The organism is Cupriavidus sp. NPDC089707, assembly GCF_044748965.1.
GTDB lineage: Bacteria > Pseudomonadota > Gammaproteobacteria > Burkholderiales > Burkholderiaceae > Cupriavidus.
Genome location: NZ_JBIVHB010000010.1, coordinates 74,359 through 86,966, shown reverse-complemented (window position 1 = coordinate 86,966; position 12,608 = coordinate 74,359). Strand labels below are relative to the sequence as shown.

The following is a 12,608-nucleotide window of genomic DNA, read 5'->3' as shown; positions in this document are numbered from 1 at the left end:
CCGGCAACGCCCAGCATCCCGACCACGAGTATGGCGGCCACCGGTCGTGCGGAAAGGAAACGGGTCACTGATGCCTCCTTGCGCCGGCGCGCTGGCACGGGATGCGCCGGCAGGTGTGCCTAGTCTTACTGTAGCAGGTCGCCTCAGGGGTGCCGCTTGGGCAAGCCACGCGATGCGCAGTATGATGAACGCAAGCACCCTCGCTGCCGGGGCGTCCCGCGGCCGCTTGCGCCAGGCTTTCCGGTTACCGGTCTCTGCGCACGAGGGCTCCCGAACCGGCAAACCCAAGGCCGTGAACGACAACACCGAACACCAACCCGCATCGTCCGCCGGCAGCGGCGCCCCGCAGCCGCGACCTCACCGCCCTCACTGGCTGCCGGACCGGCACACCGGCGCGCGCACGCTGCGCGTGGTCACTGCGGCGGTCACCTCCTGGTTCGACCACCGCGCCGCCAGCAAGGGCGCGGCGCTTTCCTTCTACATGCTGTTCTCGCTGGCGCCGATCCTGGTGCTGGTGATCTCCATCGCCGGCCTGTTCTTCGGCGCCGAGGCGGCGCGCGGCGAGATCTTCGCCCAGATCGAAGGGCTCGTCGGCGAACAGGGCGCCACGGCGATCCAGCAGATCCTGGCCGCCACGCACCGCGCTGGCGGCAGCGGCATGGCCGCGCTGATCGCCATGGGCATCCTGTTCGTCGGCGCCACCAGCGCCTTTGCCGAGCTCAAGAGCAGCCTCGATGACATCTGGCATGTGCCGGTGCCCAAGACTGCCGGCTGGCAGACGCTGCTGCGCGCGCGGCTGCTGTCGTTCAGCCTTGTGCTGGTGCTGGCCTTCATGCTGCTGGTGTCGCTGATCGTCAACGCCGCGCTGGCGGTGATCGAGCGCGTCTGGGGCCAGCTGTGGACGCAATCCTGGTTCGCCCCGGTGGCCGACGTGATCTCGACGGCGTTTTCCTTTGCCGTCGTGACCGCGCTGTTCGCCGTGATCTTCAAGATGCTGCCCAACGCGCGCATCGCCTGGCGTGACGTGACCATGGGCGCCGTCATTACCGCGCTGCTGTTCTCGGTGGGCAAGCGGCTGATTGGCCTCTATCTGGGAAATAGTGCCGTGGCGTCCTCATACGGCGCGGCGGGCTCGGTGGTGGCACTGATGCTGTGGATCTATTACTCGGCGCAGATCTTCTTCTTTGGCGCCGAGCTGACGCGCCAGTACGCACTGCAGTTCGGCAGCCTGCGCGGTGTGCCGGGCATGGGAGGGGAGGGGATTGGCAAGGGCGAAGGCAAACCCCCGGCCTGGCCCGTGAACCGGTAAAATAGCGCCCCATTCCCTCCGTAAGTCCCGCATGGCCTGGCGCAGTGCCGCCTGCGGCGGCGCCGGTCCGGGTGCCGGCTCATGCCGCGCCCTCTACTCCCTCTACTAATTCCCAGCCAGATTCCGTGAGCTCGCTCGTATCCGAAATTGCGCGTCGACGCACCTTTGCCATTATCTCCCACCCCGACGCGGGCAAGACGACCCTGACCGAAAAGCTGCTGTGGTTCGGCGGCGCCATCCAGGTCGCGGGCGAGGTGCGCGCGCGCAAGGCCGACCGCCATGCCACCTCCGACTGGATGGAACTGGAAAAGCAGCGCGGCATCTCGGTGACCTCGTCGGTGATGCAGTTCCCGTATCGGCGCGGGCATGCCAGTAACAGCGCCGACGGCAACGCGCAGGAGAACATCGTCAACCTGCTCGACACGCCGGGCCACGAGGACTTCTCGGAAGACACCTACCGCACGCTGACGGCGGTCGACTCGGCCGTGATGGTGATCGACTCGGTCAACGGCGTGGAAGCGCAGACCATCAAGCTGCTCAACGTCTGCCGCCTGCGCGACACGCCCATCCTTACCTTCATCAACAAGCTCGACCGCGAGGGCCGCTCGCCGATCGAGCTGCTCGATGAAATCGAAGACGTGCTGCAGATCCAGTGCGCGCCGATGACCTGGCCGATCGGCATGGGCAAGCAGTTCCGCGGCGTGTACCACCTGATCGACGACAAGGTGCAGCTGTTCGACCCGAAGGGCGACAAGGGCACCGCGGCGATCCTGGACGGCCTGGACAACCCGGAACTTGACCGCATCCTCGGCAGCCAGGCCGACGAGCTGCGCGTCGAGATCGAACTGGTGCGCGGCGCGTCGCACACCTTCGACAAGGAGGCGTTCCTCTCCGGCAAGCAGACCCCGGTCTACTTCGGCTCGGCGATCAACAACTTTGGCGTGCAGTCGCTGCTGGACGCGCTGTGCGAGCTGTCGCCGCCGCCGCTGGCGCGCAACACCGACACGCGCGTGGTCGAGCCGAATGAAGGCAAGTTCACCGGCTTCGTCTTCAAGATCCAGGCCAACATGGACCCGCGCCACCGCGACCGCATTGCCTTCGTGCGCGTATGCTCGGGCCGCTTCGAGCGCGGCATGAAGCTGCTGCACGTCTCCGCCGGCAAGACCGTGGCGATCAACAACGCCATCACCTTCATGGCGCAGGACCGCAACACGACGGAAGAGGCCTACGCCGGCGACATCATCGGCGTGCCCAACCACGGCACCATCCGCCTGGGCGATGTCTTCACCGAGGGCGAGCCGCTCAAGTTCACCGGCATCCCGTCGTTCGCGCCGGAATTTTTCCGCCGCGCGCGCCTGAACAACCCGCTCAAGGTCAAGCAGCTGCAGAAGGGCCTGCAGCAACTGGCGGAAGAGGGCGCGACGCAGATGTTCCGACCGCTTGTCTCCAACGACCTGGTGCTGGGCGCGGTCGGTATCCTGCAGTTCGACGTAGTGGCGCACCGGCTCGAGCATGAGTACGGTGTCGATGCCATCTTTGAGTCGCACGAGTGCGCCACGGCGCGCTGGCTCAAGGGTTCGCCCGCGGAGATCGAGAAGCTGATCGCCAAGGCCGGGCATAACGTGGCGCTGGACGGCGCCGGTGACCATGTGTACCTGGCGCCGAGCATGGTGAACCTGCGACTGACGCAGGAGCGGTTCCCCGAGCTGCAGTTTTTGGAGACGCGCGAGATCGTCTGACGATCCCGTCGCTGACAACGCAAAACGGCTCGCCATGGCGAGCCGTTTTGCATCGGGGGTTTGCTCCCCTCTCCCGCTTGCGGGAGAGGGGCGGGGGAGAGGGCAGGCGGTGCTCGACGCGATGACACTTCGTGGATGCTCCGGCCCTCTCCCCCGGCCCCTCTCCCATTACATGGGAGAGGGGAGCAAACACGCCGCCTTACTTGCGCCCCCTCAATACGCCAGCGACGCCTGGATATAGAAAGTCCGCGGCATCCCCACGTACTTGCCCAAATTGTTGTCCGTCGAGCGCGTGAAATAGCGCTTGTCAAACAGGTTCTTCACCCCGACCGCCAGCTTCAGGTTCTGTGCCGACTTGCCGAAGTCGTAGCCCAGCCGCATGTTCAGCAGTGCGTAGCCCGGGATGTCGCCCAGCGCGCCATTGGCGCTCTCCGCGGTCTGGTACCTGGTCGACGTGCTCGGGTCGCCCGGCGAATGCTGCTTGGACTGTGCGTAGCCGTCGATATTGAACGCCCAGCGGTTGCGCGCATAGCGCATGCCCACGGTGGCCACATGCCGCGAATAGAACGGCAGGTCGCGTCCGGCGAAGTTGCCCTGGTTGTAGGTGGCTTCGGTGAAGGTGTAGGTCGCGTACGCCGACAGGCCGGCCAGCGACTTGTCGAGCGCGCCGAAGTCATAGCGCAGAGAAGATTCCACGCCGCGGTGCGTGGTGGCGCCGAGGTTGGTCCAGGCATCCGGCGCGCCGCCGGTGCCGCCGCGCAGCTGCAGCTCGTCGTCGAAGTCGATATTGAACAGCGTCAGCTCGCCGCCCCAGCCGTTGCTGTTGAAGTGCGTGCCGATTTCGTACGTCTTCGCCTTCTCGGGCGTCAGGCCGTTGGTGGTCTGCGCGATCTGGAAGTACTGCAGCGGCCCGAACGAGACGCCGGCGTTGGCGAACAGTTTCCACTGGTCGCTGACGTGGTACATCACCGCCAGCGACGGCAGCGGCTCGTTGGACGAGACATCGTTGCGCGCGCCGGTGAAGTTGTCGGTCACGTACGATCGGATGAATTCGTAGCGCAGGCCCGGCGTGATGGTCCAGCTGCCGACGTTGATGGTGTCGTCGATATAGACCGCGTTGGCGGTGGTGCCGCCCGTGCGCGACTGGTACACCGGCGACGGCAGCGTGGTCGGATCGATGGTGCCCGGGGTGTAGAACACTGTGCGCGAGGCCTTCTCGTCGCTGGCTTCGCGCAGGAAGCGGTAGCCGACGCTGACCTCATGGCTCATGTTTTCGCCGCGGAACAGCTGCGAGTAGCGCGGCTCGATCGCGAACGTATGGTAGTTGCGCGGCGCAGAGGTCAAGCGGCGCAGGTTGGCCGATGCGCCCGTGCCTTGCTGCTCGATATTGCTGCCGCGGAAGCTGTCGGTGTAGTACGTCAGCACCTCGAACTTGCGGTTGTTATCGTTGTGGCTGTATTTCAGGCTGAAGTCGTTGCGGCGGCCGTCGAAATTGTCGTAGGGCCGCACCGACTGGAACGGATCGGCGGCGTACTGCGCCGACGTCAGGCCGCCTGGCATGCCGGCCCTGCCCTCGTAGTAGTGGAAGGCTGCGCTCAGTTCGTCGGTCTTCGAGATCCGGTAGTTGCCCTTGAGCATCAGGTCGTCGATATTGACGTGGTCGTTGCTCTCGCGATAGCCATTGCCATGGATGCCCGAGTACAGCAGCGCGCCACCCAGCCCGTTATCGTTGGTGCCGCCGATAAACGCGGTCGGGTTGGTCTTGACGTTGCCGCCGTGGCTGTAGATGTCGGTCGATACCGAGGCATCGGCCGCAAAGGCCTTCGGGATCGACCGCGTCGCGAAGTTGATGATGCCGCCCACGTTCTGCGGACCATAGCGCACCGAGCCCGCGCCGCGGACCACGTCGATGCTTTCCAGGTTGCCCAGCGACAGCGGTGCCATCGACAGCTGCGGCTGGCCATAGGGCGCTACCGCCAGCGGCACGCCGTCCATCAGGATGGTCGAGCGCGGCGACAGCCGCGAAGTCAGGCCCCGCACGCCCACGTTCAGCGACACATCGCTGCCGCCGGTGCCGTTATTCTCCTGCACCTGCACGCCGGGGACGCGGCGCAGGACCTCGCGCACGTTGTTGGCGCCGGCTTCCTGGAAGGTCACCCGGTCGACGATGGTGCGTGCGCCAGGATGTTCCAGCACTTTGGCTTCATCGGCGTTGTCGAGCCAGTTGCCGACCACGGTGACGGCGTTGAGGGTGGTTTCCGCATTGGCGCTGCCGGTGGCGGTGGCCGTGGCGGCAGTCTGGGCGTGGGCTGAGAGGGTGAACAACAGGGCGGCGCCGATGGCACCGGCGGTGAGACGGAAAGCGGGCTGCAAGATGAGGGTCCTGGATAGGCAGCGCATTCCACCGGACGGATGCGCCGAATGAGGCGGGATTATAGGTGCGAGTGATTCTCAGATGCGATTAGTCAGATCAAACCCGGAACGTTTGTCGCATCCATGCATCATGATTGATACATTTGCACGTCAAATGTGACAAGAAGGACGCGTCAGCCGGCCATCGGATCGCAACGCATGCATGTGTATGCACTAATTCAGCGGTCACCGTAAAATCGTGGCTTTATGTCGTCGCTTGCCGCGGCGATTGCCGCTGCAAGTGTCACCGCAATAGCCACCGCAATTGCCACCGGTATCGCTGTAGCGCCTGCGTGGCGCCAACCCGCTGTCTGAAACCCCGCCTCCAGCATCCATGTCTTCCCCTGCCACCGTCCCGGCCGTCGAGCCGGATAGCGTCTTCGGCGACGCCGCGTTCCGCCGCTACTGGTTTGCCCGCCTGTGCACCACCATCGGCTACCAGATCTTTACCGTGGCAGTGGGCTGGCAGATGTACGACCTGACGCGCGACCCGCTGATGCTGGGCATGGTCGGGCTGGTGCAATTCCTGCCGTCGGTGGTGCTGATCCTGATGTCCGGCCACGTCGCCGACCGCTTTGACCGGCGCCGCATCGTGCGCACTTGCCAGTCGATCGAAGCGCTGCTGGCCGTCGGCATGGCCGTGGCCAGCCTCACCGGCTGGATCGACAGCCATCACATTTTTGTCTTCGTCGCGCTGATCGGCGCCACGCGCGCGTTCGAAAACCCCACGCTGCAGGCGCTGCTGCCCAGCGTGGTGACGCCACGCCAGTTGCCGCGCGCGGTGGCGCTGGCCAGTTCCGCCGCGCAGACCGCGATCATCATCGGCCCGGCCATCGGCGGCTTTGCCTACGTGGCGGGCCCCGGCGTGGTCTATGCGCTGAGCGCGACGCTGTTCGTCATCGCCGCGGTGCTGGTCAGCGGCATCACGCTGCGGCAGGCCGCGCAGCGGCTGACCGCGCCGGTCAGCGTCAGCACGGTGTTTGCCGGCTTCGCCTATATCCGCAGCCGGCAGGTGCTGCTAGGCGCGATCTCGCTGGACTTGTTCGCCGTGCTGCTGGGCGGTGCGGTGGCACTGCTGCCGATCTATGCGCGCGACATCCTGCATACCGGACCGTGGGGCCTGGGTCTGCTGCGCTCGTCGCCGGCGGTCGGTGCGCTGGTCATGGCGCTGTGGCTGGCGCGCCACCCGCTGAACCGCCGCGCCGGGCGCATCATGTTCGGCGCGGTCGCGCTGTTCGGCGTTGCCACCGTGGTCTTCGGGGTGTCGACGTGGTTGCCGCTGTCGATGGCCGCGCTGGTGGTGCTGGGCGCCTCGGACATGATCAGCGTGGTGGTGCGCTCGACGCTGGTCCAGCTCGATACGCCCGACGACATGCGCGGGCGGGTCGGCGCGGTCAACTCGGTATTCATCGGCGCCTCCAACCAGTTGGGCGAGTTCGAGTCCGGCGTGACCGCGGCGCTGTTCGGCCCGGTGGGCGCGGTGATCCTGGGGGGCGTCGGCACGCTGCTGGTGGTGGCGGTGTGGATGCGGCTGTTCCCGGCGCTGGCCTCGCGCGACCGGCTGCACGAACACGCCACCTGACCATCGCGGATCGTTCGCCGCCCAGGCCAGGCCAGGCTGTGGCGGGGCCGCGAAGCGTACCCGTTTCTGCGTAGTTGTTGCCTGGCTCCTGCATGAGCGGCCAGTGCACGGCTGACGGTATAGTCCAGCCTTGTGCGGTGGCTTTCCGGCCCGACTTTCGTCGCTGAAAGTTGCCCCCAGGCTCCCCGCCGACGTCGCCCCGCCAGTTTCCTATTCGTCCCCGCCACATGGCCGCTCCGTCCGACCCGCTCCAGCGCCACGCGGTCTTTGCCGCGCTCACCGGCTCGCGCGCGTCGCTCGAACGCGCGGCCGTGCTGGGCGATGGGCTGGGCCTGGCGCTGTGGCGCAACCGGGACGACGATACCGCCTACGCCCATCCCGGCCACCACACTATTTCGGTCTACCTGGAAGGCGGCCTTGGCACCTACAGGCGCGACCAGCCCGGCAACAAAGGTGCGCCCGGGCGGCTCTGCCTGCTGCCGGCGGACCATGAGTCGCGCTGGCACGTGGGCGGCCCGCAGCGATTCGTTCACCTGTATGTCAGGCCGGAGCTGCTGGCCTGGCACTGCGTGCGCCTGCTCGACCGCGAGCCGCGTTCGGTGGCGCTGCGCGACCTGACCTTTGCCGACGATCCGTTCCTGTACGCATTGAGCCAGCGGCTGGCCGCGCTCGACTGGCACCAGCCCGAGGCGCGCATGGCCTGCAACGCGCTGGCGCATGAGGCGGTCAGCCACCTGGTGCTGCACCACGCCGGGCGCCCCGCGCCGACGGACTGGCGCGGTGGCCTGTCGGCGCAGGCACGGCGCACCGTCCGCGACTGGATCGAAAGCCATCCCGCGCACAACCCGACCCTGGGCGAACTGGCGGCCCTGGCGGGCCTGTCGGAATTCCACTTCGCGCGCATGTTCCGGGTCTCGTTCGGGATGCCGCCCCATGCATGGATCCTGCGGATGCGGCTCGAGCGCGCCCGCCAGCTGCTGGGCGAGCCACGGCTTGGCCTGCGCGACGTGGCCGCGCGCGCCGGGTTTGCCTCGGCCAGCCACCTGAACCACCGCTTCCGCGCTGCGTTCGGGGTCACGCCCGGCAGCTGGCGCTCGGGATTGTTGCCCTCCGACTGAATCGCCACGGCCCATTGTCGGACAAGGGCTGCGAGTCAGTGTCTTGTCTTTGTCGGTGATCATCTGACATCGCGCGTTCAAAAATCACTAATTTCTGGAAAATTTGACGCGCCGCCCGCTATCGCCGAGGCGCCGAATTCCCGGTGACCGCACGCAGAAACGGGTACGCCCCGCCGTCTCATCGCCATGCTCGGCTAGCTGGCCTTGCCCTCGTCGGCAAACAGCGTGCAGGCGCCGCTTTCGGCCGTGCTCACGTTGCTGCGGAAGGCCGTGAACAGGTCGCGGCCGACGCCGTGCCGGTTGGCGCTGAGGTCCGGATGGGCCGCCTCACGCGCGCGCCATTCGTCGTCCGGCACCAGCACCTCCAGCACGCCCGCGGGCGCATCCACGCGCATCAGGTCCCCGGTGCGCACGCGCGCGATCGCGCCGCCGCGCAGCGCTTCCGGACAGACATGGATCGCTGCCGGCACCTTGCCCGACGCGCCCGACATGCGCCCGTCGGTGACCAGCGCGACATGGAAGCCGCGATCCTGCAGCACCGTCAGCGTCGGCGTCAGCTTGTGCAGCTCGGGCATGCCGCACGCTGCCGGGCCCTGCCATGGCAGCACCGCGACAAAGTCGCGTTCCAGCTCGCCGCGCTTGAAGGCGTGCAGCACGTCGTCCTGATGCTCGAACACGATCGCCGGCGCCTGCACCACCTGGTGCTCGGGCTTGACCGCAGAGGTCTTGATCACCGCTCGGCCCAGCTTGCCGTCGAGCACCTTGATGCCGCCGTCCGGCGCGAACGGCTGGCCGGCGCTGCGCACGATGCTGTCGTCAAGCGGCGCCGCGGGGCCGTCGATCCAGCTCAGCTTGCCGTCGCGCAGCACTGGCTCGCGCGTATAGTCCTCCAGCCCGCGGCCGAAGATGGTGGTGACGTCGTCATGCAGCAGTCCCAGCGACAGCAGCCCGCGGATCACCACAGGCAGCCCGCCGGCGGCCTGGAACTGATTCACATCGGCCTTGCCGTTGGGGTACACGCGCGCCAGCAGCGGCACTACCGCGGACAGTTCGTCGAAGTCGTCCCAGCCCAGCACAATGCCGCCCACGCGCGCCATCGCAATCAGGTGCAGCGTGTGGTTGGTCGAGCCGCCGGTGGCGAGCAGCCCGACGATGCCGTTGACGAAGGCATGCTCGTCCAGCACCTCGGCCACCGGCGTGTAGCGCTCGCCGCCATGCACCAGCTTGAGCGCCTGGCGCGCGGCCTCGCGCGTCAGCGCCTCGCGCAGCGGCGTGCCGGGGTTGACGAAGGCGGTGCCCGGCAGGTGCAGCCCCATCATTTCCATCAGCATCTGGTTGGAATTGGCGGTGCCATAGAAGGTGCAGGTGCCGGGGCCGTGATAGGAGCGGGTCTCGGCTTCGAGCAGTGCTTCCCGCCCGATCTTGCCTTCCGCATAGAGCTGGCGCGTGTGCGCCTTTTCGTCATTGCTGATGCCAGTGGTCATAGGCCCGCCCGGCACGAACACCGCGGGCAGGTGGCCGAACGACAGCGCGCCCATCACCAGCCCCGGCACGATCTTGTCGCACACGCCCAGGTACAGCGCGGCGTCGAACATCTGGTGCGACAGGGCCACGGCCGAGGCCAGCGCGATCACGTCGCGCGAGAACAGCGACAGGTCCATGCCGTCCTGGCCCTGCGTCACGCCATCGCACATCGCGGGCGTGCCGCCTGCGAACTGCGCGGTGCCTCCAGCCTCGAGCGCCGCCTCCTTGATCCACTGCGGATAGGCCGCCAGCGGCTGGTGCGCCGACAGCATGTCGTTGTAGGCGGAGACGATCGCCAGGTTTGGCCGCTCGTCGGCCTTCAGGCGGATCTTGGCTTCGTCAGGCATCGCGGCCACCGCGTGGGCCAGGTTGGTACAAGAGAGCTGGGCGCGTTCCACTTTCTGCCCGGCCATGGCGCGCGTGCGGTCCAGATACGCCTGGCGCGTGGCGGCACTGCGGGAGACGATGCGGGCGGTGACCCGCTCGAGCACTGGATGACGTGGCATGGGGTTCTCCTGCGGGGGAGCTTTCAGCCTAGCGCACTTTGCCGGGCGCTGCACGCCGGAGGCTCGCGCGCGGTCCGGGCGAGCCACGCAGAAATGGGTACGCTTGCCTCGCCAAGCCGTAGCGACTCACGTAAACTGGCCGCAACACGGCCCGCCATCGCGCGATGGCCGCGACAACTCGAATCCTCAAGGAGCGCAGGGTGAGCATGCCTGATTTCGACATGGTGCTGTTCGGCGGCACCGGCGACCTGGCGCGGCGCAAGCTGCTGCCTTCCTTGTTCGACGCGCACCATGCCGGCCTGCTGCATCCGGCCGCGCGCATCCTCGCCACCGGCAGCCAGCCGTTGTCGACCGAGGACTACCTTGCGTCGCTGGAGCAGACCGTGCGGCCCGCACTGGCCCATGCGCCGCCGGAGTCATGGGAAAAGTTCTGCGCGCGCATCAGTTACGTGCAGGCCGACGCACGCGTGCCCGCGCATTTCGACGCGCTGGCTGACAAGGTGCTGTCGCGCAAGCCGGAAGTGGTGGTGTGCTATCTCGCCACCGCGCCGCACTTGTTCGTTTCGATCTGCGAACAGCTCGCGCGTACCGGCCTCAATACGCGCACGGCGCCCAACGTACGCATCGTGCTGGAAAAACCGCTGGGCCATGACCTCGAATCGAACGAGGCGATCAACTCGGCGGTGGCGAATTTCTTCGCCGAAGAACAGATCTACCGTATCGACCACTACCTCGGCAAGGAGTCGGTGCAGAACCTGATGGCGATCCGCTTCGGCAATGCCTTGTTCGAGCCGCTGTGGCGGCGCGAGTGGGTGCAGGACGTGCAGATCACCATCGCCGAAGAACTCGGCGTGGAGACGCGCGGCGATTTCTACGACCAGACCGGGGCGCTGCGCGACATGGTGCAGAACCACCTGCTGCAGCTGCTGTGCATGGTCGCGATGGAGCCGCCCGCCAGCCTGTCGGAAGATGCCATCCGCGACGAGAAGATCAAGATCCTGAAGGCGCTCAAGCCGATCACGCCGCAGGACGTTGCCGAGAAAACCGTGCGCGGCCAGTACCGCGCCGGCGCCATCGGCGGCAAGCCGGTGCCGGGCTACACGGATGAGGCCGGCATCGCCCCCGAGAGCCGTACCGAGACCTTCGTCGCGGTCAAGGCCGAGATCGCCAACTGGCGCTGGGAGGGCGTGCCGTTCTATCTGCGCACCGGCAAGCGCATGCAGGCGCGCGTGGCCGAGATCGTGATCCACTTCCGCGACGTGCCGCACGCGATTTTCCCGCGCCCGCTGACGCTGTCGCCGCAGAACCGGCTGGTGATCCAGCTGCAGCCCGAAGAAAGCATCCGGCTGTATTGCCTGGTCAAGCAGCCCGGCGACACGCTGGAACTGACGCCGACCTCGCTCGACCTCGACTTCGCCAACTCATTCAAGGTGCGCCGCGCCGGCGCCTACGAGCGGCTGCTGCTCGACGTGATCCGCGGCCGGCTGGGTTTGTTCGTGCGCCGCGACGAGCAGGTGCAGGCGTGGCGCTGGGTCGAGCCCATCATCGATACCTGGGAAGCCAGCACGGTCCCGCCCAAGCCTTACACCGCCGGCACGTGGGGCCCGGCCGCGTCATCGGCATTGATGTCGCGCGACGGCGCCTTATGGCACGAAGAAGCCTGATCCGCACGAAGAAGCCTGATCCGCACGAGGAAGCCTGAACCAGAGGAAACGACATGCGCCTGTTCGAACATCCCACCCCGATGGACCAGGCCGAGGCATTGGCCATCTCTATCAGCCATGCGCTCGAACTCGCCATCCGCGTCAACGGCTGGGCGGTACTGGCGGTGTCCGGTGGACGCTCGCCGGTGCCGATGTTCGAGCGGCTGCGCTACCGTCCGCTGCGCTGGGAGGCGGTGACGGTGACGCTGGTCGACGAACGCGTGGTGCCGCCCGACCACCCCGACAGCAATGCCGCGCTGGTGCGCGCGCACCTGCTGCGCGAGGCCGCCGGCAGTGCCGCCTTCATCCCGCTGGTAGCCGACGCGCAAGACGTGGCCGACCCGGCCGCGGCGGTGGCGCGCGCGAATCGTGCGTTCCGCCAGCCCGACGTCGTGGTGCTCGGCATGGGCGAGGATGGCCATACCGCGTCGCTGTTCCCGGACGCGCCCGAACTGCAGGACGCGCTGAGCGATCCGCAGCCGGGCTACCTGCTGGCGCACCCTGGCACCGCACCGCATGCGCGCATCACGCTGAACCTGGCCGCGCTGCTGGCGGCGGAGCGCGCCTTCCTGGCCGTCACCGGGGAGGCGAAGGCCCAGGTGCTCGAACGCGCGCTGCAGGGGCCGACACCCGCGCTGCCGGTGAGCCTGGTGGCGTCGCGACACCGGCACGGGTTTGATGTGTTCAAGGCCTGATTTGAATTCTGACTCTTGAA

Annotated in this window: 8 protein-coding genes; 6 read left to right on the top strand and 2 right to left on the bottom strand. The window is 67.3% G+C overall.

Features of this window, described 5'->3' with window-relative positions:
* The first annotated feature begins 292 nt into the window (after positions 1-292).
* Positions 293-1,309, top strand: a complete 1,017-nt coding sequence (locus tag ACIP1U_RS17785; protein WP_400317194.1) for a YihY/virulence factor BrkB family protein — start codon at positions 293-295, stop codon at positions 1,307-1,309.
* Between the two features lie 125 nt (positions 1,310-1,434).
* Entirely contained in the window at positions 1,435-3,048 is a 1,614-nt protein-coding gene (locus tag ACIP1U_RS17780) for a peptide chain release factor 3 (protein WP_400317193.1), read from the top strand.
* 213 nt (positions 3,049-3,261) lie between these two features.
* On the opposite strand, the gene ACIP1U_RS17775 is transcribed toward ACIP1U_RS17780, so the two are convergent.
* A complete protein-coding gene (locus ACIP1U_RS17775) occupies positions 3,262-5,421 on the bottom strand; it encodes a TonB-dependent receptor family protein (RefSeq protein WP_400317190.1) in 2,160 nt (719 codons plus the stop codon).
* Positions 5,422-5,794: 373 nt separating this feature from the next.
* On the opposite strand from ACIP1U_RS17775, the gene ACIP1U_RS17770 reads away from it, so the two are divergent.
* Complete coding sequence (locus tag ACIP1U_RS17770) at positions 5,795-7,042, top strand: MFS transporter (RefSeq protein WP_400317187.1); 1,248 nt, start codon at positions 5,795-5,797, stop codon at positions 7,040-7,042.
* 227 nt (positions 7,043-7,269) lie between these two features.
* Complete coding sequence (locus ACIP1U_RS17765) at positions 7,270-8,160, top strand: helix-turn-helix domain-containing protein (protein WP_400317184.1); 891 nt, start codon at positions 7,270-7,272, stop codon at positions 8,158-8,160.
* A gap of 194 nt (positions 8,161-8,354) precedes the next feature.
* Here ACIP1U_RS17765 and edd read toward each other — a convergent pair whose 3' ends face one another.
* Positions 8,355-10,190, bottom strand: coding sequence for a phosphogluconate dehydratase (gene edd / locus ACIP1U_RS17760; protein WP_400317181.1), 1,836 nt, complete (start codon positions 10,188-10,190; stop codon positions 8,355-8,357).
* A gap of 206 nt (positions 10,191-10,396) precedes the next feature.
* On the opposite strand from edd, the gene zwf reads away from it, so the two are divergent.
* Together zwf and pgl are read left to right on the top strand one after the other, a co-directional pair.
* A complete protein-coding gene (gene zwf / locus ACIP1U_RS17755) occupies positions 10,397-11,854 on the top strand; it encodes a glucose-6-phosphate dehydrogenase (RefSeq protein ID WP_400317178.1) in 1,458 nt (485 codons plus the stop codon).
* 53 nt (positions 11,855-11,907) lie between these two features.
* Complete coding sequence (gene pgl, locus ACIP1U_RS17750; protein ID WP_400317176.1) at positions 11,908-12,588, top strand: 6-phosphogluconolactonase; 681 nt, start codon at positions 11,908-11,910, stop codon at positions 12,586-12,588.
* Positions 12,589-12,608: the final 20 nt, after the last annotated feature.

Bases quoted from the DNA above. Each gene is read 5' to 3' on its own strand.
- ACIP1U_RS17770 (WP_400317187.1), top strand. From the start codon at position 5,795: ATGTCTTCCCCTGCCACCGTCCCGGCCGTCGAGCCGGATAGCGTCTTC.
- edd (WP_400317181.1), bottom strand. From the start codon at position 10,190: ATGCCACGTCATCCAGTGCTCGAGCGGGTCACCGCCCGCATCGTCTCC.
- ACIP1U_RS17765 (WP_400317184.1), top strand. From the start codon at position 7,270: ATGGCCGCTCCGTCCGACCCGCTCCAGCGCCACGCGGTCTTTGCCGCG.
- zwf (WP_400317178.1), top strand. From the start codon at position 10,397: ATGCCTGATTTCGACATGGTGCTGTTCGGCGGCACCGGCGACCTGGCG.
- pgl (WP_400317176.1), top strand. From the start codon at position 11,908: ATGCGCCTGTTCGAACATCCCACCCCGATGGACCAGGCCGAGGCATTG.